Here is an 18866-nt window from a genome sequence, read left to right as displayed (position 1 = left end):
ACATATGGTTTACCACTACCATGCTTGCCTCCACTACCCAATGTTATTCCCACGTGGAATATCCTCGGGTAAGGTGTCGTTGTCCTCTAGCTCATTCTCCATCAGTAGGCTTACCGTTACAATGTAGCTGTCAATAGACAGAATGAGATAAAGAGAGAGGCGCAGGCGACACACCTGCGCCTCTCTCTTTTTTTACTCTGGATCTACTTTTCTCAGGCAAAGGAGGGGTATGTATGCCAATCGTCGAAGTGGAACAATTAGCCAAGACCTTCAGGAGTCGGGAGCGGGCTTCGGGTCTTGCTCAGAGCCTCCAATCGTTTGTGGCGCCGCGTTATCGGACACGTGAGGCCGTGAAGCATATTAGCTTTGCCCTTGAAGCGGGTGAAGTGCTGGCCTTTATTGGTCCCAATGGAGCAGGTAAAAGCACGACCATTAAGATGCTGACCGGTATTCTCCACCCTACGGCAGGCAAGGCACAGGTGCTTGGGTTCACCCCCTGGCAACAGCGGAGACAACTGGCTTACCACATCTCCAGTGTATTTGGGCAGAAATCACAGTTGTGGTATCACCTTCCACCACAAGACACCTTCAATCTTCTGGCACGCATCTATGAGTTGGATATGGATGAGTACCGCAAGCGACGAGACTTTCTGATTGAGATCTTTGACATTGCTGACTATATTCACACGCCAGCACGGAAATTGAGTCTAGGTGAGCGCATGCGTTGTGAATTGGCGGCAGCCTTTCTGCATAAGCCACGTATCGTCTTTCTGGATGAGCCAACGATTGGCCTGGATGTCATTGCCAAGCAGCGCATTCGAGACCTCATAGGTCTGCTGAATGTGGAGGAAGGCGTGACCGTGTTTCTCACCTCACATGACGCTGGCGATGTCGAACAGGTCTGCCGCCGGGCTGTGGTCATCAATCATGGGGAGATCATTCTGGATGAGTCGGTGGCGATTCTGAAGCGCGATTACCTGAAGGCGAAGACCATTGAGCTGCAACTGGCTGAGAATGTTGAGAGTCTGATCGCTAGTGATCATGATCCTCAAACCCGGTTGCAAATGAAGTTAGCTACGCCCGCACTCGCCCAGGAAGGCATTCAGGTTTTAAAGGCGCAAGGGCATAGTCTCACGCTTGAGGTCGATACTGCTCGCTGCCCACTAGAGCCAGTCATTGCAAGCATTATGCAGCAACAACATATTCTGGATATGACCATTTCGGACCCGCCGATGGAGAAAATTATCACCTCGATCTATGGGGAACAGAGGGAGAAAACAAGCAATACCACTCATACCCAGGTTGAAGAGGTCGTACAGCAGCAAGCAGGAGCGGAAAGGGAACTACTCCATGAAGATGTATAGCGAGAGGGAGTCAGCAAAGGGAATCGTTGAGCGCATCCAGAGGCGAGGTCGCCTCTCTACCCTCAAATACCTGGCCGTCTTACGAGTGAGTATCTTAAATAACCTGGCATACATCATGGAGGTCTTCTTTCGCGCATTATTGCTGGTCGTACTGGTCTTCGTTCTCACCCAACTCTGGAAAACGACCTTTGCCCTGCGTGGAACCAGTGTCCTGAGCGGTTTTAGTATCGCGGATATGATATGGTATCTCGTCGCGGGTGAGGCCATTGCCCTGAGTTTACCTGCCTTAACAAGGCGTATTGATCAAGAGGTCCGTTCTGGACAACTGGCCTATCTGCTGGGACGTCCCAGCAATTACGTGCTTTACAATTATGCTCACTACCTGGGAGAGCGCCTGGTTCGTCTGCTGATGAATGCGCTGATAGGGACGGTGCTGGCTTTTATTATGGCTGGTCCTCCCCATTTCACCTGGCAAGGAGTGCTGGCCTGGCCGCTTGTCGCCTTCCTCGCGCTCAGCATTGACTTCGTTATGCACTTTAGCATTGGTTTAATGGCATTCTGGAGCGAGGAAACACAATCGTTTTCACTCATTTTGAGTCGGCTCACTCTAGTACTGGGAGGCGTACTGGCACCGCTTGAAATCTTTCCCCAGCCATTGCGCAGTATCGCCCAGGTTTTACCATTTAGCACCATTCTCTATGGGCCATCGCGCACCCTGGTACATTTTGAAACAGCTCGCTTTACAAGCCTGCTCGTGCAACAATTCGCGACACTGGGGGTGGGAATAATTATTATGCTGAGCATTTATCATGCTGCGGTGCGTCGCGTCAACATCAATGGAGGGTAGAAACATGGCTATGAGCTGGCTTAAACGTTGCGTTTCCGAGGTAAGCTTGATTTATGCCTATACCATCGCGAATACACAAGCGGCGCTAGAATATCGTTCCGCCTTTATTGTACAGGTCGTTGCTATGCTCGCAAACGACTCGCTCTGGCTCTTCTTCTGGTGGAACTACTTCCAACAATTTCCTCTCGTAAATGGGTGGCAAGGGAGCGATATTGTCATTTTATGGGCCGTCTCGGCCTGTGGATTTGGCATCAGTGTCGCCATATTTGGCAATGCCCGCCAGATTTCGGCTCTGGTGATGAATGGAGGTCTGGATGCGTACCTGGGGATGCCTCGCTATGCACTGATCCATGTATGTATTGCCGCGACTGACCCGACTGCATGGGGAGATATCATCTTTGCCATTGGCGCCTACCTGCTCTTAGTGCGACCAGACATAGGTCATATCGGACTCTTTATCCTCCTGGTATTGCTGGTCTCACTCATTTATACCGCCTTTATGGTGTTGCTTAACTCGCTTGCATTTTTTCTCGGCAACACTGAAGGGATGGCTCAACAATTGTTTGGCGCTCTGATCTCATTCAGCACATACCCGATGGATATCTTCAACGGATTTGTGCGTGTGCTGCTCTTCACCGTTCTGCCTGCTGGTTTTATCTCGTTTGTGCCATTACAGCTCCTTCGTCATTTTTCATGGTCACTATTGGGCATCCTTATCAGTGCAGTAGCCATATTCATCCTGGCTGCCGCTGGCCTGTTCGAAGCTGGCTTACGCCGCTATGAAAGTGGAAATTTGATGGGTTCACAAATGTAGTTAGAGAGGAGTGTACAGAAAGGTTGATTTAGGGCTATCGACCGACGCTACTAAAGTACGCGTCTACATATCCAGGAACGGGGCATCTCGTCCTGGATATGTAGACGCGTACTTTAGTAGCGTCGTGCCGCCACACAGCTCAATACATCTGGACACTATCCTGGAAGAGATGTGCCAGGATTGCTTTTCTGCGCTATCATTGCTAGAGGCACACTACTTTCAACACGAGACACGAGGAAGCCAGGCGTATGCACCAGTTACCCGAGCACGAATTTGATGATAAGACAATAGAAGTCAGCGATCTGCCAGGCGCGGAGAAACAGGGCGAAGTGCGCAGGCTCTGGCTTGGATCACGCCTGACATACAAGCAGAAGCGGCAGCGCCTTTTCTGGACAAGCGCACTTATCGTCCTGGCGCTGCTTGGTCTTCTGGCAAGCCTGGCTCCCGTACGCGTGCTTATCGGCGAGAGTTTCTCAGGGAACAGCACTCCTGGCCCCAATGCGCGCAACCTGTATTTTGTGCAACTTTTGCCCGGCTGGGGGCAGCTCAGCGTTGATGGCAAGCTATATAATCCCCTGCCGACAGTCCTCAATGAGCAACCCATACACCTGGCCAGTGGAATCCATACGCTCACATGGGAGGGCGAGCCCTTTGCCCCTCTTACCTGCCAGCTTACCGTGCCGGGCGCAGGCAGCACGCCTCCAGCCAGGGGGCAGGCATGCCTCACCAACAGCGCCAACACGGCTCAGTACAAAGCCAGCGTCATTAGTTTTCCCCGTGCCGTCAATCTGACAAGTCTTTCAGGAGGTGAGCAGACGAACCTCAAGCAAGCGGTCCAGGACTTTCTGGACAAACAAGGTAGCAGCGAGTATGTGCAGCCCGGCGAACAATATAAGCTGGACTATGATGCTCAAGAGACCTTCACCGCGCGCCAGCGTCTCCAGGCAACGCAGAGCTTTCTCCTGGATACAGATACGCAACGGCCAGGCGCCTGTGATGGACCAACCGTCGGCCCAGGCTGTACACTGCAACAACAAGACTGCCGCCTCTTCTGCACGGTCCCGGTAGGCAATAACCACCAAGCTGAAAGTCAGCATTACTGGAACACCTTCGTTGTAGTACGCGAGCATTGGAGCTTTCAGGGAGACAATACCAGCCGGCAATCGCGCGCCAATCACCAGACCCTGGTCCTGCTCCGTATTAGCAGGGTCAAGGATAGCTGGCAGATCGCGTTTCTCCCCCAGGGATATAGTGGCTTTAACAACCCAGCCTGTACCCTCACAATGGGAACGATCTTTGGCAATGCTCGCTATCGACAGATTACCCAGAAGCAGCAGGACGCGGACTGGCAGTTTGCGACAGGCGAGAGGGGGGCACGAGGTTGTCTGGCGGCGGCGCAGTTTTATATCAACTATTCCCGGACCTCGACCCAGAGCGAGCTGAGCAACGCCGACGCCTATCTCTTAACGCGCTTCAACATCCTGCTTGCTGGAAACGCCAAAGCGCACGAGATCTGGCCCGACCTGCCCCTCGTCAGCTTGGAGGCGCGCCAGGCCACCGATGAAATAATTAGTCGCCCCAGTATCATCTCATAAGAGTCTGTCACTATGCTCGGAGAAGAAGGGGGCTACACGCATATTGTAGGGTCCATGCTGGCATGGACTCCAAGGCCCGCAGGCTGATACCTTGCCGCTGGGGAAGTCGCTTCGCTCGGAGTCCATGCCAGCATGGACCCTACAGGGAACGCAATCGTCCGCAGGCGTGAAAACTCATTTGACAACCAGGACACAGCAGGTCTATCATGCTAGTAATATGTCCTTTTGCCTGTTGAAGAGAGAAGGCACAAACAGTACATCTTTCGGAGGCGAGGCTTCACGTAGTGGGGGTGGCGCAGCCGAATTGTGAAAGGAGCATTCGATGTCAGAGAGCCAGAATAATGGCGCTGTGTTTCATACGCACCGGCTGAGCAATGGTCTACAGATCGTGGGCCAGCCCATGCCAGACTTTGAATCGGTGGCAATCGCCTATTATGTCCGCACCGGCTCACGCGATGAGTATGATCCAAAGGTCGCGGGCGTCTCGCACTTCCTGGAGCACATGGTCTTCAAGGGAACCCAACACCTGGACTGGCAGGAGATCACGCTGGAATTCAATAAGATTGGAGCGGAGATCAATGCCTTTACCTCCCACGAAGCGACCGTGTACTACGCTCGTGTGCTCGGCGAGTACCTGGATCGCGCCATGGAGCTATTGAGCGACATGATGTATCCACGCCTGGACGAGAACGATTTCAATATGGAGAAAGAGGTCATCGTCAACGAGATCGCTCGCTCAGAGGATCAGCCCTATAACCTGACCTATCGTCGCATGATGCAGACGTATTTCGGGGAGCATCCCCTTGGCCACGATGTCCTGGGCACACGCGAGAGCATTCGCGGGATGCACATTGAGCAGATGCGCGAGTACTGGCAGCGGCGCTACGCGGCCAATAACCTGGTCCTCACCGTCGCCGGGAATTTTGATTGGGATCACCTGGTCGAAATGGCCGAGAAGCACTGCTCAGGCTGGCGTACAGGCGATGCCAGTCGTAACGCGGCCCACTATGAACCAGCGCAACCCATCAATAATATCGTGGTCGATCCCAAGCTGAAGCAGCAGATCATGATCCTGGCCATGCCCACCGTTGACGTCAAACACCCCGACTACTACGCAGCCATGCTGGGTGGTAGCATCCTGGGCGATAGCGATGGCTCGCGCCTCTTCTGGAACATCTATCAGCGCGGCCTGGCCGAGTCGGCCAGCGCGGGCATCTGGTCCATGGAGGGCACCGGAATTATGATCATGGAGTCCAACACAACTCCTGATAGCGCCCCCCGCGTGCTCAAGATGCTCCGCGATGAGCTAAACAGCCTGCTGGCAGACGGCGTCCACGAGGACGAGCTACGGCGCGCCAAGGATAAGCTGATCAGCAGCATCGTCATCAGCAATGAGTCCACCTTCGTCCGTATGCGGGCCCTGGCCAGCGATTGGGTCATCGAGGGCCGCCTGCTAAGCGTCGAAGAGGAGATTGAGCGCATCGAGAAGGTCACGCCAGAGGACGTCATGCGTGCCCTGCGCAGCTTCCCCTTGCAGGAGAAACAGGTGCTCACCGCGCTTGGTCCCCTGAACGAAGAGGAATTATTGGCTGAGGTGCATTAGAAGCGATATGCCTGTTCTCGGTAGGAATCCGGTTTACCGCGTCCAAATGCCATTCATGGCAGTGCGGCGCAAGCCAAAACCTTTTTTTGCGGGTAGCAGACCCATCACGCGACATCGTACCAAGGGAACGATGTGGGCTGCGCCTACAGGCGATGAATCGCCTTTGGACGCGGTAAACCGGGTCCCTACCGGACGGGGAAACATCTCGCGTGATGGGTCATTAGAGGCATTGGGTCAGGTAAATATCAGAGGCGCTGGCCGAGGCCAGGCATGTGCCGTCGGGCGACCAGGCCAGGGCTCTTATCCAGGCGCGATGCTCGGTAAAGGTATGCAGCGTCGCTCCTGGTTCGGTCGCGAACGGCTCATAGACATTCACCAGCTTGTCCTCGCCCGCGCTAGCAAGTCGCTCGCCGCCTGGCGACCAAGCCAGCGTTTTAATGGGACGCGTATGCATGGGCAAGACACGCGGCTCAATGATTGCCGGGGCCAGAGCAGGCTGATGGCCAATCCCTGGCACGCTCCAGATATGCACCTCCGCATCCTCCCCAGCCGAGGCCAGGTAGCCATGAACAGGTGACCAGTCAAGCGCATAGACTGGGCCACTATGGCCGCGATAGATGAACACGGGCACTCCATCCTGTGTCGACCAGACATGCACACTGCCATCAAAGCTGGCCGAGGCCAGATAGACTCCATCTTGCGACCAGCCAAGCGAGAAAATGCGATATTGAGCGGTATACGTTGTGAGTAGCTTCCCCGACGTGGCTGACCAGACCTGCACAGTATTATCCCCAAAGTCACCACCAGAGGCCAGGTAACGCCCATCTGGCGACCAGGCCAGGCAGCGCGCAAAGCGCCGATGTCCACGATAGATTAGCTGGGGTTTGTCGGATCCTGTCGCCACATCCCAGAGAAAAACCGGGCCAGTGGTCGAGCCAGCCGCGAGGTAGCGCCCATCCGGCGACCAGGCCAGGGAGAGGAAACAGGTGGTCGAGGGTTCATGATAGGTATATTGGAGCCGTCCCGAGGTGAAATGCCAGAGATGCACCTTGCTGTCACGGCCAGCGGAGGCCAGGAATTCACCTGTAGGAGACCAGGCCACAGCAAAGATATTATCGCTGTGAGCATCGAGCAATGTATGCATATGGCCTCCATTTATCATTGTGGGTGGGCTACGGATTGGCAGCCGAAGGCTGCCAATCCGTAGCCCACCCACAACCTTTAATGTTCCTTTGGGCCTTCTACAAGCAGGTTGATGGCATGGGGCAGGACAGGCAGGATATATTCCAGGCATTCTTTGACGGCCTTGGGGCTGCCTGGAAGGTTGATGATGAGCGAGTTGCCACGCACGCCTGCCACGCCTCGGGAGAGCATCGCCATGGGCGTATATTGCAGGCTGTTGAAGCGCATGGCTTCAGCGATGCCGGGAGCCTCGCGCTCGATAACATCAAGTGTGGCCTCGGGGGTGACGTCGCGTGGCGCCAGGCCAGTCCCGCCGGTCGTCAAGATAAGGTTCAGGCGTTTCTCATCGGACCACTCGCGCAACAGGGCTGAAATCTGGTCACGCTCATCTGGCACGATTGCGCCCGCTTGAATAAGCGCCTCTGGGAGCTGCGTCACCAGGGAACGGATTCGCGCCCCGCTCAGATCCTCCCGCTGCCCATGCGAGGCACCATCGCTGATCGTCAGTACACCAATGGTAATCATGGTATTTATCCTACTCTATCCTGTAAAAACATAATTGATGGTGTGGATGACGAGGCTTTGCCTCGTCATCCACACCATCAATTATGTTTTTATGATTACCCTCCAGGGGCGAGTTCGCGCATAAGGGCACCGATCTGACGCCGTGAGCCATAGAGCCAGACAACGTATTCGTCGGGGAGGCTCTCCACCTCCACGCTACAGTCCATCTCGCTGGCAAGCTTGCGCGCGATACTGTAAAACTGGCCGCGCTCCGCATCGTTCCGGCTCTGAGTGCTCAGTGCGAGCTTACCCAGGCGCTCTTCCGGCGCGAGTACTCCACTGATAAGTTCTGAGAGCTGATCCAGGCCGAAGACCACCTGCAATGGGGGCAGGTCCTGGGCCTGGCGAGGGGAGAGCGTCGCGATATGATCGCCAGTCCCATCGGCTCTATCACGAGCCATGAGCAGCGCCTCGACGTTCTCATAGGCCGAGCGCAGATTCTCTAAGATGAGCAGCCGCGCCTCCTGAGGAGCATCGCCACGTGGATGGACATAGGCCAACAAATTGTGAGCCGGGTCTGAATATATGAAAGGCGTCGAGATAGCCGCTTTCAGTCCACAATTGGGGCAGACGGAGACGTTGAGCAGGCCCGCGAGCACGGTATAGCGGAGACCGGCATCTTTAGCGACGTTGACATACTCGTATATTGAGCTGGAAAACACTTCGCCACAGGGGCAAGTGAAAGTGTGTGTTGTTGAACGAGACATATGTGTTAGGTTCTGTTTCTCACTTCTCGCGCCTGCGGCGCTCGCTGTAGATAGTGGGTGTGTGCTGTGGGTTGGCAGCCTTCGGCTGCCAACCCACAGCACACACCTGACGCTAGTTTATGAATCTTTTCTCTATTGTAACTTAGTATAACACATGAGCGAGGAAGAACCTTCCCTCAAAGAGGGGTGAATTAAGGATAGCGGCGGCGTCCTTTGCTCATAGACTTCTGTGAGTAGGTGAACTTCATGCCCTGATGCTGGATAAAATCTTGAAACTGGTTGTAGAAGATATCACGGTCAACCGAGCGAATGACTGAGACCTGGTCGGCGGTTTCAATCGCATAGGGATAGCCCTTGCCAATAATAATCTCGGCACGTACTACATCTATCACTGGCTCTACAAGTCCGTCATCAAGCATCCAACGCGGGAACTCCAGGCGAGCAGGCGGGCGCGTAGAGGAGGTTTGCAGGTACGAGAAGGCGACGCGGTCGCGATAGGGCCCATAGCTATCGAGGATATCGTTACGCGCACACAACATGGCAGGCGTGCGATCACCCCAGTTCATATGTCCCTGCCAGAGCAGGGCGTCGTGGATCTTCTTGGTATCCCGCAGAATAGGTTGGCGGTCGGCCCCATCCACACGGCGCAGCATGGTAATCATATCGCGGGCATAGCTGGTATCGATATACCCAATCAAAGGAACGCGCAAGTCCTCGGAGAGCTTTAGGAGCATTACCGCCGAATCAACATATTTCTGGCGATACTGCGGAAGCATGGTCAAGGCGAACGAGACCACCAGCGAGCCATCGAAGAAGACCACGGGGCTATGCGCAGGATCATCGACGCGACGGTTACGCGCCTGCTGTTCCATCAGATTACAAAGCGTCTCAATCTCCAGCAGATAGCGGCGCAACGTCACCTGCATATCGGAGTAGGGATAGCTATCGGGGTCATCCCCTTCTTTGCGCGCATCCTCCATGATCTCATCCGGGGCTAACACTTCAAGGCGTACATCCTTCGTGTAGGGACGGTTGTGCCCGTGCGGATTGACAAAAAAGCCCACCTGGACCAGCGCGACTGGAATCGAGGCATCGCGCCAGGGAAGCAACTGGCTGCCATCCACAGCAATCGTGGTGACGCCCTCGATACACTCGGCCCACTGATTGGCCTGTTCATGATTGGCAAAGGCCTGACCAAAGGGATAGTGGGGCGCGCGATATTCACGCAAAGCGGCCTCAGCCAGCCAGTGGTCAAACTCGATGGTTGGGCGAGCACCAGCAGAGGGCATCCCCGGCTCGGCGGGCGGCAGAATCTGCTCCAGCGCAGCGCTGGAGGGATAGCGATGATAGAGGTTCTCCAGCACATGGCGATAAGACTTGAGCTGGTCGCCAAAGCTGCCGTCATAGAGCGAGAACTGACCGCGCTTCAAGTTCAGGGCAGCGAGCAGCTTGCCTTTGTGCAGCATGAGCAAACTCCTTTTTTGTTTAAAGTGGGAAATGCCCTCCTCTTGGTAGGGACCTGGTTTACCGCGTCCAAAGGCGATGAATCACCTGTCGGCGCAGCCCACATTGTTCCATTGCATGATATTGCGCAACAAGTCACTTATTTGCCCACAGAAGGCTTCGGCTGCGCCACATTGCCATGAATGGCATTTGGACGCGGTAAACCGGGTTCCTACCGGAGCAGAGGATATCGCTCTACACATGCTCCATGGAAGGCTCATTGGACCCATTGGGGTAGAGCGCTTCGTCGCTAAAGGATGACTCAGAGAGTCCCTCCTGTTGGAGCTGGGTCTCGCCGCTGGCCTTGCGCAGGCGAATCAGGCTATCCAGCCCCTGCTCAAATGTATCGTCGTGGCTGATAACGATCAGCTGCTCAAAGCCACGGACACGGCGGATCTGCTCGGCAAGGTTCATGCGGCGTAGCTCGTCCATGTTCTGCGTTGGCTCATCGAAGAACGCGAGATTGAGTGTCGAGAGCTTCTTGAGCAGGGCCAGGCGCACAGCAAGGGCGGCGCTCATCTGCTCGCCACCGCTCAACTGTGCGAAGGTACGAGAAACGCCCTGACGGCGTAGCACCACCTCGTAATCGTTCTGCCAGGAGAGCTGGGCGCTGCGGTCACCCATGATCTCGCCGAAGATACGATTTGCCTCGGCCGAGATATCGTTGAGCATGGCCTTGAGAACGTAGGGCGCGGCCTCCTTGATCACCTTGCGGAAGTATTCCATCATGGTGTGCAGGTCTTCCAGCTCGCGGTACTCCTGACGCACCTCCTCCAGCTCGTGCAACTGCTGCTCAGCGTTCTGGATACGCTGCTCAGACTCGTTGATGGCACGTTGGATCTGCTGCATCTTCTCCGCAAGGCTGCTAATCTCGCCGTGCAGGTCGCGTCGTTGTCGGCGCACCTCGTCAAGCTCCTGCTCATTGAAGGTGGCTCGGGCCTGCATGTATGCCTGCTCGGCCTCGCGCATATGCTGGTGGGCCTGCTCGGTCTCCTGCTCCTGCTGGCGGCAGACACGCTCGCGCTCAGGCAAGGTTCGCGCCTGCTCGATGTGCTTGAGGTAGTTCTGATGCGCACCCTGGGAGCGCTGGCGTAGCTCCTCCTGTCCCTTGATGCTCTCATCAAGCTCATAGTAGGCCGCGAGCTGTTCATACAGGGCGGCGAGTTGGGTGTTTAGTTCCGCAAGCTCCTGCTCCGCCTCGGCCACTTCCTTCTGAAACTGGGCAGCCTGGGCGACGATGTTTCGCTGCTCACGCAGTTGCGCGCGTGGATCGTTGAGGGTAATCAATTGCTCGTTGACCTGCTGTAGACGCGGCTCACTATCGCGCAACTGGTTGGCGCGTTCGCGCATCGTCTGGATATCGGCCTCGTACTGCGTGATGAGCTGCTCGTTTTGCTGGAGCTGATCGCGCAGCCCTGGCAGGGTGGCGACCTTCTCGCTTGCCAGTTTACTCTCTTTATACTGTTCTTCGTTTTCACGCACCCGACTATCATGCTCTTTGAGCATCTCAAGCTGGACTTCTAGTTCAGCACATGCCTCCTCAAGCTGCTCCATTTCCCTCTCTAGCTGCTGCATCTGCCGCTTGAGATCATCGCGCTTCTCGACATAGAGGCTATATTTGCCCAGAGCATCGGCATATTTTTTGATCTGCTCGATGCGAGTCTCAACGTCCTTGCGCTCAGTGAGGACCTGCTGCCGCTGTGCACGCTCCTCGACGAGCAGGTTCTCGAAATAGGATTCCAGGCTGACCATACCCCGATTCTTGATATTGAGGCAGGGTTCGCGCAAGAGGGGGCACTGTCCGCCCGCCGACTGCTTGAGGGAATCACTATAGGCCTCGATGTTGCCATCCAGGCGATGAAGGCGGGCGTTGATTTCGTTCAAGCGCTCCTGAAGCGCAGGCATCTCTTCCGCTTCAGCACGATTCTCGTCGATAAGCTGGACATTGCGCTCGGCCTTTTGGAGTTTGGTGAGCAGGGGCGCATGCTGATCGCGTCGCTCATGCAAGGCGCGCCGCTTCTCATTTAGTTGCTGGAACTTGTTCTTGCGCTCGACGCTCTGTACTTGCAAGCGCGAGCGCGCCAGGTCAAGCTCTGGCAGGCGTTGCGCCAGCTCTACCAATGGTTCAATCGCCGCGATACGTTGCTCCAGCACACCGCCAGTCTTCTTCGTGCTCTCCAGGCGTTCACGCTGGTTCTTCCCCTCTTCGCAGATGGACTTATAGAGCTTGACGTTCTGAAGTAGCTCATCGCGTCGCTCCTCCAACTCTTGCTGGCGCTGTACATCTGGCTGGAGCGCCTCGATACGCAGGCATGCCTGCTCTACCTCCTGCAAACGCGCATGCAGCCCCTTCGCCTTCATCTCAATCGAAGCGTGTTTATTACCCAGACGTGCCTGCTCCTTGAGCAAGCGATTGCGCTGCTGCTCCTGCTGGCGCAGTTGCTCAAGCGCTCTCTCAGCCTGGAGATACTGCTGATAACCCTTCTCTGTCTCGCGGGCGATCTGTTCGGCGGCCTGGGCCTGGGCCAGAGCTTGCTGATAGTTTGCCAGGATGCTACGGGCAGAATCATACTGGCTGGCACGCGCCTCGGAAGAGCGGCGTAGATCCTGGAGCTGGTTATATTGCGCATTCAGCTCCTGCTCGCGCTTCTCCAGTTGTGCCAATGTTGTTGTAAGCTCGGCATTACGCACCTTCTGCTGCGCGTCCTCCTGGCGAGACTGCTTCAACTGCTCACGCCACTGCTCAAGCTCGCGCGTCTCATACTCAAGCTGATCGATGCGGCTCTGACGCTGCTGCATCTGTTCGCGGTAATCTTTCTGCGAATCCAACAGATACTCGGCGGCGGCCTTGTAATCTTCAATCTGGAGCAGCGCATCAAAGGTCTGCTTGCGCTTACTCGCTGCCTCAAGAAAGATGGAGGTAAAGGTTCCCTGGGGGACGCCCAGGGCATCGCGGAAGAGCGAATCGAGCGGACGTTCGCGATCAATGCCGAAGAGCTCATGTAGTTTATCCAGTACATCGGCGCCCTGCTCGATGCGCATATTGGCCTCTTCATCGTGAATCAGCCAGCGCGAGCCGGAGCCACAGCGACGCTCCACGACATACGGACGCTCATCTCCGCCCAGCAGATGGACAAGTACCCGGCCCCACTTCTCGCCCTCGCGCACGAAACGCGCCTGGCTGTAGGGAAGGGAATCAAAAAGGGCGAAACCAATAGCCTCAACCAGAGTGGTCTTGCCGGCCCCGTTTTCGCCACTAATGGCCGTCGTCCCACGGCGAAAATCTACGCTAAAATGACGGTAGCTCTTGATATTCTCTAACTCAATACGCGTAATGAGCATTGCAGGTCAGCCAGCCTTCCCAACAAACGGCACAGACGATCAAACTCTCCCAATTTGCTTTTCTTGCTCAGCGGGGCAAAAGCGGAAAAGAAATACAAATGTACCGCCAGATTATAACATAATCTAGTGGTACATCTTATGTCTACGGGGCGAGCGCCTGCGGCGCTCGCCCGGGTAAGGTGAAACCCTACCCATTATTTAACACGGAAGCCGCGCAAGCGCAGAGAGTTTGTCACTACTGTGACAGAAGAGAGCGCCATTGCTCCGGCGGCAAAGATAGGGGCCTGGGTCTGTAGGAAGGGGATCAGCGGCGAGAGAATGGCCGTAGGAATCAAGAGCACATTGTAGGCGAAGGCCCAGAAGAGGTTCTGCTTAATTGTACGCATTGTGGCCCGCGAAAGCTCCAGCGCGCTCACCACGCTTTGTAGATTGCCCTTCACGAGAGTAATATCCGCCGCCTCCATAGCGATATCGGTTCCGGTCCCCATGGCGATGCCGGCATCGGCCTGCACCAGTGCAGGCGCGTCATTAATGCCATCACCCACAAAGGCCACGACCATGCCCAGGTCTTGCAGGCTCTTGACCTGCCTGGCCTTCTCCTCGGGCAGAACATCGGCCAGTACATGCTCGGCATCGATGCCCACCTGCTCGGCAATGGCCCGGGCCGTGCGTTCGTTATCACCAGTAATCATCCAGACCGCCAGGCCGCGCTGCTTCAGGTCTGAAATGGCCGCAGCCGAACTCTCCTTGACCGTATCCGCGACGGCGACCAGACCCGCCAGATTGCCATCCACACTGATCAGCATTGCTGTCTTGCCCGCCTGCTCCAGAGATTCAAGTTGTGACAGTAGCGCGTCAAAGGCGATTCCACGCTCCTGAATAAGGCGCCGATTCCCAATTAGCAACTCACGCCCCTCAACCAGGGCCTCGACGCCCCGTCCTGGAAGCGCGACGAAGCGCGTGGGATAGTGTACCAGGGCGAGACCTCGCGCCTTCGCGCCCTCGACGATGGCCGCCGCCAGTTGATGCTCTGACCCTTGCTCGGACTGCGCGACCAGCCGTAGCAGCGTCTCCTCGTCCAGAGTCTCATCCAAAACTAATACATCCGTCAATTCAGGCTTGCCTCGCGTAACGGTACCAGTCTTGTCGAGCATGACGGCCCCGATGGCCTGAATGCGCTCCAGGCTCTCACCGCCTCGGATGAGAATACCCTGCTCGGCACCCTTGCCCGTTCCAACCATAATCGCCGTCGGGGTCGCCAGACCCAGCGCACAGGGGCAAGCCACCACGATGACCGTGATCGCCGTTACCAGGGCGTTGACTGTAGGGTCCATATGCATGAGCATGTTCATCAGGTGGCCGCCCATATACATCGGCATCATCATGGGGGGCAGAGAGAAGAGGTTGCCATAGATCAACCAGCCAACGAAGGTGAGCAGGCCAACTACGAGCACCGCTGGAACAAAGATACCCGAGACAGTATCGGCCAGGCGCTGGATCGGTGCCTTTGACCCCTGGGCCTGCTCTACCATACGTACGATCTGGGCCAGCATGGTATCGGCGCCCACCCTGGTCGCCCGGACCTGCAACAGACCCTGCTGGTTAAGGGTTGCGCCAATGACCGTGTCGCCCTCAGCCTTCTCGACAGGCAGGCTCTCGCCGGTCAGCATCGACTCATCGACAGAGGATTGGCCCCCCAAAACCTCGCCATCCACGGGGATCTTCTCACCAGGGCGCACGCGCAGGATATCGCCCACGCGGACCCGCGCCACGGGAATATCCATCTCCTGGCCCTTGCGCACAACGTGGGCCACGTGAGCCTGTAAGCCAATCAGCTTCTTCAGAGCATCATTTGTGCGTAGGCGCGCACGTGCCTCCAGATATTTACCCAGGTAGATCAGAGTAATGATCAACGCGGTCGTATCGTAAAAGGTCATAGTTCCCAGCGAGGGATTAAAGGTGATTGCGATACTGAGAGCAAAGGCTGCCGTCGAGCCAAAGGAGATCAGGGTATCCATCGTGGCGCTCAGATGGCGTAGATTCTTCAGCGCGTTGCGGTGGAACTCCCAGCCAACCAGGCCCCAGACTGGCGCGGTAAACGCCAGCAGCATGGTATTCATATTGCCCATGCCGGGCATGCTAGCACCCATAAAGAACATGTTGAAGAAGACCACAATAGCGCTCAGGATAACGCCCACAATGAGCAGGCTGCGTTTGCGCTCAAGCTCGGCGCGGTGGCGCGCGCTCTGCTCCTCCTGGCGCTGGACAATGAGCTGCAGGGGATCGAGGGCCTCGCCCTCCTCCTCTTGCTCCTCCTCGTCTGCTGGACGAACCACCACATCGGCGCGAGGAATGGCCTTATAGCCCAGGGCATCTACCTTTTGCACCATCTGCTCCGGCTGCGCCTGCGTGGGATCATAGACCACCGTTGCCTGCTCAGACGCCAGATTCACATTGGCCGTATGCACCCCTGGCAACTTCTTCAAGCCCTTCTCTATACGTATCGCGCAAGAGGTACAGGTCATTCCCTCCACCGCGAAGGAGAGCTGCTCGGGTATATATGTCGCCTGAGAGGGGTTCTCAGGCGGCGTCTGCATTTTCATATTCATAAGAACGAACCTCGTTCTGACAAACGAATCAAATCACATCAAATTTATAATATCATAGGGTCCATGCTTGCATGGACTCCGAGGCCCCTAGGCCGATATCCCGGCGCGGAGAGATCACTGCGCTCGGAGGCTGAGCAAGCTCCGCCCCTACATATAGCATACGAATTACTGTCAGGGTATAGATTACTATCCGTACCCCCCCGGTAGGGGTATAGCAGACACTATACCCCACAAAAGGAGAGAAGTCAACCCTCACCCGGAGGGTACAATTCATGTTTTCACGCATTCAATACAAACTGGAGGAGACGCTCCCCACTCGGTAGGGACCAGCTTCAGCGCGTCCGAAGGCGATTAATCGCCTGTGGGCGGAGCCTGAAGTGCATCCATGTGTCATGTCATGTATAAGGTCGCTTTTCACCGGCAATAAAAGGCTAGCGCCGCACTGCCATAAATGGCATTCGGACGCGCTGAAGCTGGTCCCTACCAAAAATTTTACCGACCTAACTTGTAGACATCGACAACACATGCTATAATATACCCCGTCCCCCCGGTATGGGGTATAGGCAAAACAGATCAAGCAGGCCGGCGGCTAAGGTGACCAGTCGTGTTGCTGAGATGAAGAAGCAGGAGAAGAGGAATGAAAGCCGAAAAGCAAGATGTCCTGAAGCGACTCAATTACATTGAAGGTCATGTCGCGGGTATTCGCAAGATGGTCGAAGAAGACAAATACTGTGTCGATGTGCTGCGTCAGACACATGCTGTCCGCAAGGCCATTGAGAAGCTTGAGCAATTAATTCTCAGCGGACACCTGGAATCATGCGTTGTGGAGGGCATCAAGGAGGGACGTGAAGAGGCGGTTATTGATGAGCTGCTCCAACTCTACAACGTCGCCGGCAATAAATAAATCCATCTTATTCCGCATTAAAGATAGAGGAGAACAGCATGAAGGAAATTACGCTTTCTGTGCCAGACATGAGCTGCGAGCATTGCGTCAATGCCATCAACAAGGCCCTCACCGGACTGGATGGCGTCGAAGACGTCAACGTCAGCCTCCCCACGAAAACCGTCTCCTTTGGCTACCAGCCTGAGCAGGTCTCCATGGAGAAGATCGAGGCCTCCCTCGACGATGCAGGCTACACCGTCGCCAGCGTACAATAAGAATAAACGATAGTGGAGGGTGTGGTCAGGTCATGGGCTGACCACACCCTCCACTATCGTTTATTCTGGCTTCTGGCTTGTCGAAAGGGCGATCCCTGGCAGTAGAAAGAAGATCGCTAGTAAGATATTCACCGCCAGGCTAAGCCCTGACACTTACACACAAATCATGAAGGATGGAGACGAGCGGCGAGATGAACGCCCTCCAAGACGTCCATGACCCGCATCCATCCTTTCCATAAGGTCTGCCATCCTGGTGGTCCATCACTCTTCCGGTCGAGGTAACCTCCCAGACGGGCAATCGCGCGCCACAAGTGCTCGGCCGTCACAATGTTGCGGTGACGGTGATCCAACAAGATCACGGCCTGGATAGCCTCTTGAGAAACCACATTCCCCGCAGGGATCTCGGTGGCTTGCTGTGCCGCTTGTCGTATCAGCAACAGGCGCAAGGCAATGGGAGTGAGGATGGCTAACAGGTTCCATTGGGCCTGCATGCTTTGCAGATTGTGCTGCTCCATCCGACAGCCAGTTTTGAGTGCCTTGTGGAAGTCCTCCAGTAGCCAACGCCAGCCATACCATTGCACCACCTCCCATGCCTCGCTTGGGCAAGTGATCGGCAGCGTGGTCAACACGATCCATTCTAACGGTTCTTGCCCTTCGGGTGGGGACGGTTCCCAAACCCGGACGACCCAGGCGACAATCTCCGTTTTGCGCAAACAGGCTCCGTTCACAGGTGGCTGGACTCGCACCTTTTGAAAATTCATCTGTAAGAGTGCTTCTCGCTTGGGCTGAGCATGCTGGGCAGGAATGTGCACCAGATGGGCATCTACGCCAGGGAGGGCACGAGCCAGGGCCTTGAGATGCCCTTCGTCGAGCCTTGCTTGCGCATCCCCTTGGGAAATCTCCACGTTACGATCCTGGGCCACTCGCAACACAAAATCATACTCTAGATCCTCACACGTCTGCCAAAACGTGTAGACATCGCTGCCGCTATCGCTTACATAGACCCATTGATGATGCTCAGGCACTCGCCCGATCTGCCGCACGCTCTCTTCCCAGACGTGGGATTCTCGCTCTCTCTTTTTGCGCTCCGCCTTGGTTTCCCCAACGGGAGCAAGCTGACGAATGAAGGGTGAGAGCGTCATACATCCTAAGATCTGCTGGTTGTGCGGATTCATTGCAAGCACGGTGTGTAAACTGAAGCCAATATCTTTTTTGCTGTTGCCCATCGGCCCTCGTCCTTTGAGTGCATGATGGGTCGAAAAGTCAAACTCGGTCGTGTCTGCCAGCAGCAGGGTGCAAAAGTGTTGGGTTGCCTCGCCGTAGACCTGGCTCCAGTGGGGAGCCAGGATATCCTGATAGGTGATGGCGTCCAGATTCAGCAGGCGATAGGCCCCCTGCGTTTCGCCCCAGGTCTGCAACGCATGAGGCAAGGAACCCGATGGGGTTGTTGCCAACGCGCTGGAGACCTTGAGCAAACGATCTGTGCGTCGTGGATCCCCCAATTCTGCTGCTCCGAAGGTCTGGGCGGCCCATTCGTCGGCATGCTGCAAAGGTTCTTGTTCCATGAGCCTTCCTCCT

14 protein-coding genes are annotated in these 18866 nt (G+C 55.8%); 7 read left to right on the top strand and 7 right to left on the bottom strand.

Going from position 1 to position 18866, the window contains the following annotated elements; all coding sequences use genetic code 11:
* Positions 1–233: 233 nt before the first annotated feature.
* The 5 genes from KTE_RS14320 to KTE_RS14300 all read left to right on the top strand — a co-directional run bounded on the left by KTE_RS14320 (position 234) and on the right by KTE_RS14300 (position 6223).
* Positions 234–1364 carry an ATP-binding cassette domain-containing protein gene (locus KTE_RS14320; protein ID WP_201381939.1) on the top strand — a complete coding sequence of 377 codons (1131 nt, stop codon included), beginning with the start codon at positions 234–236 and terminating at the stop codon, positions 1362–1364.
* On the top strand, positions 1351–2211 hold the full coding sequence (locus KTE_RS14315) for an ABC-2 family transporter protein (RefSeq protein ID WP_201381936.1): 861 nt from the start codon (positions 1351–1353) through the stop codon (positions 2209–2211). Before KTE_RS14320 ends, KTE_RS14315 begins: the two co-directional genes overlap by 14 nt.
* A gap of 4 nt (positions 2212–2215) precedes the next feature.
* Positions 2216–3025: an ABC transporter permease gene (locus tag KTE_RS14310; protein WP_201381934.1), complete on the top strand. Its 810-nt coding sequence runs from the start codon at positions 2216–2218 to the stop codon at positions 3023–3025.
* A 248-nt stretch (positions 3026–3273) separates the two neighbouring features.
* Complete coding sequence (locus tag KTE_RS14305; RefSeq protein WP_201381932.1) at positions 3274–4620, top strand: hypothetical protein; 1347 nt, start codon at positions 3274–3276, stop codon at positions 4618–4620.
* A 322-nt stretch (positions 4621–4942) separates the two neighbouring features.
* The gene (locus KTE_RS14300; protein ID WP_201381930.1) at positions 4943–6223 is read left to right on the top strand and encodes a pitrilysin family protein; all 1281 of its coding nucleotides are present in this window, start codon (positions 4943–4945) and stop codon (positions 6221–6223) included.
* Between the two features lie 220 nt (positions 6224–6443).
* On the opposite strand, the gene KTE_RS14295 is transcribed toward KTE_RS14300, so the two are convergent.
* The 6 genes from KTE_RS14295 to KTE_RS14270 all read right to left on the bottom strand — a co-directional run bounded on the left by KTE_RS14295 (position 6444) and on the right by KTE_RS14270 (position 16130).
* The gene (locus tag KTE_RS14295; RefSeq protein WP_201381928.1) at positions 6444–7367 is read right to left on the bottom strand and encodes a WD40 repeat domain-containing protein; all 924 of its coding nucleotides are present in this window, start codon (positions 7365–7367) and stop codon (positions 6444–6446) included.
* A 77-nt stretch (positions 7368–7444) separates the two neighbouring features.
* Positions 7445–7930 carry a molybdopterin adenylyltransferase gene (gene mog, locus KTE_RS14290; protein WP_201381926.1) on the bottom strand — a complete coding sequence of 162 codons (486 nt, stop codon included), beginning with the start codon at positions 7928–7930 and terminating at the stop codon, positions 7445–7447.
* Between the two features lie 95 nt (positions 7931–8025).
* The gene (locus KTE_RS14285) at positions 8026–8676 is read right to left on the bottom strand and encodes a CpXC domain-containing protein (RefSeq protein WP_201381924.1); all 651 of its coding nucleotides are present in this window, start codon (positions 8674–8676) and stop codon (positions 8026–8028) included.
* 191 nt (positions 8677–8867) lie between these two features.
* Positions 8868–10142 (bottom strand): DNA double-strand break repair nuclease NurA, encoded by a 1275-nt coding sequence (locus KTE_RS14280; RefSeq protein WP_201381923.1) that lies wholly within the window; start codon positions 10140–10142, stop codon positions 8868–8870.
* A gap of 232 nt (positions 10143–10374) precedes the next feature.
* On the bottom strand, positions 10375–13521 hold the full coding sequence (locus tag KTE_RS14275; protein WP_201381922.1) for an AAA family ATPase: 3147 nt from the start codon (positions 13519–13521) through the stop codon (positions 10375–10377).
* A 194-nt stretch (positions 13522–13715) separates the two neighbouring features.
* Entirely contained in the window at positions 13716–16130 is a 2415-nt protein-coding gene (locus tag KTE_RS14270) for a cation-translocating P-type ATPase (protein ID WP_236600395.1), read from the bottom strand.
* A 637-nt stretch (positions 16131–16767) separates the two neighbouring features.
* Between KTE_RS14270 and KTE_RS14265 the strand changes: the two genes are divergently transcribed.
* Together KTE_RS14265 and KTE_RS14260 are read left to right on the top strand one after the other, a co-directional pair.
* Positions 16768–17034: a metal-sensitive transcriptional regulator gene (locus KTE_RS14265; protein WP_201370059.1), complete on the top strand. Its 267-nt coding sequence runs from the start codon at positions 16768–16770 to the stop codon at positions 17032–17034.
* A 38-nt stretch (positions 17035–17072) separates the two neighbouring features.
* On the top strand, positions 17073–17288 hold the full coding sequence (locus KTE_RS14260) for a heavy-metal-associated domain-containing protein (RefSeq protein ID WP_201381921.1): 216 nt from the start codon (positions 17073–17075) through the stop codon (positions 17286–17288).
* A gap of 164 nt (positions 17289–17452) precedes the next feature.
* Here the strand turns inward: KTE_RS14260 and KTE_RS14255 are convergent, their stop codons facing one another.
* A complete protein-coding gene (locus KTE_RS14255; protein WP_201378659.1) occupies positions 17453–18853 on the bottom strand; it encodes an IS4 family transposase in 1401 nt (466 codons plus the stop codon).
* Between the last annotated feature and the right edge of the window lie 13 nt (positions 18854–18866).

The organism is Ktedonobacter sp. SOSP1-85 (genome assembly GCF_016587415.1).
Taxonomy (GTDB): domain Bacteria; phylum Chloroflexota; class Ktedonobacteria; order Ktedonobacterales; family Ktedonobacteraceae; genus Ktedonobacter.
This window is presented reverse-complemented; position numbering and strand designations above follow the sequence as displayed.

Coding starts and splice junctions, on each gene's coding strand:
- KTE_RS14300 (WP_201381930.1), top strand. CDS start 4,943: ATGTCAGAGAGCCAGAATAATGGCGCTGTGTTTCATACGCACCGGCTG.
- KTE_RS14315 (WP_201381936.1), top strand. CDS start 1,351: ATGAAGATGTATAGCGAGAGGGAGTCAGCAAAGGGAATCGTTGAGCGC.
- KTE_RS14285 (WP_201381924.1), bottom strand. CDS start 8,676: ATGTCTCGTTCAACAACACACACTTTCACTTGCCCCTGTGGCGAAGTG.
- mog (WP_201381926.1), bottom strand. CDS start 7,930: ATGATTACCATTGGTGTACTGACGATCAGCGATGGTGCCTCGCATGGG.
- KTE_RS14295 (WP_201381928.1), bottom strand. CDS start 7,367: ATGCATACATTGCTCGATGCTCACAGCGATAATATCTTTGCTGTGGCC.
- KTE_RS14260 (WP_201381921.1), top strand. CDS start 17,073: ATGAAGGAAATTACGCTTTCTGTGCCAGACATGAGCTGCGAGCATTGC.
- KTE_RS14270 (WP_236600395.1), bottom strand. CDS start 16,130: ATGAATATGAAAATGCAGACGCCGCCTGAGAACCCCTCTCAGGCGACA.
- KTE_RS14305 (WP_201381932.1), top strand. CDS start 3,274: ATGCACCAGTTACCCGAGCACGAATTTGATGATAAGACAATAGAAGTC.
- KTE_RS14275 (WP_201381922.1), bottom strand. CDS start 13,521: ATGCTCATTACGCGTATTGAGTTAGAGAATATCAAGAGCTACCGTCAT.
- KTE_RS14255 (WP_201378659.1), bottom strand. CDS start 18,853: ATGGAACAAGAACCTTTGCAGCATGCCGACGAATGGGCCGCCCAGACC.
- KTE_RS14280 (WP_201381923.1), bottom strand. CDS start 10,142: ATGCTGCACAAAGGCAAGCTGCTCGCTGCCCTGAACTTGAAGCGCGGT.
- KTE_RS14310 (WP_201381934.1), top strand. CDS start 2,216: ATGGCTATGAGCTGGCTTAAACGTTGCGTTTCCGAGGTAAGCTTGATT.
- KTE_RS14320 (WP_201381939.1), top strand. CDS start 234: ATGCCAATCGTCGAAGTGGAACAATTAGCCAAGACCTTCAGGAGTCGG.
- KTE_RS14265 (WP_201370059.1), top strand. CDS start 16,768: ATGAAAGCCGAAAAGCAAGATGTCCTGAAGCGACTCAATTACATTGAA.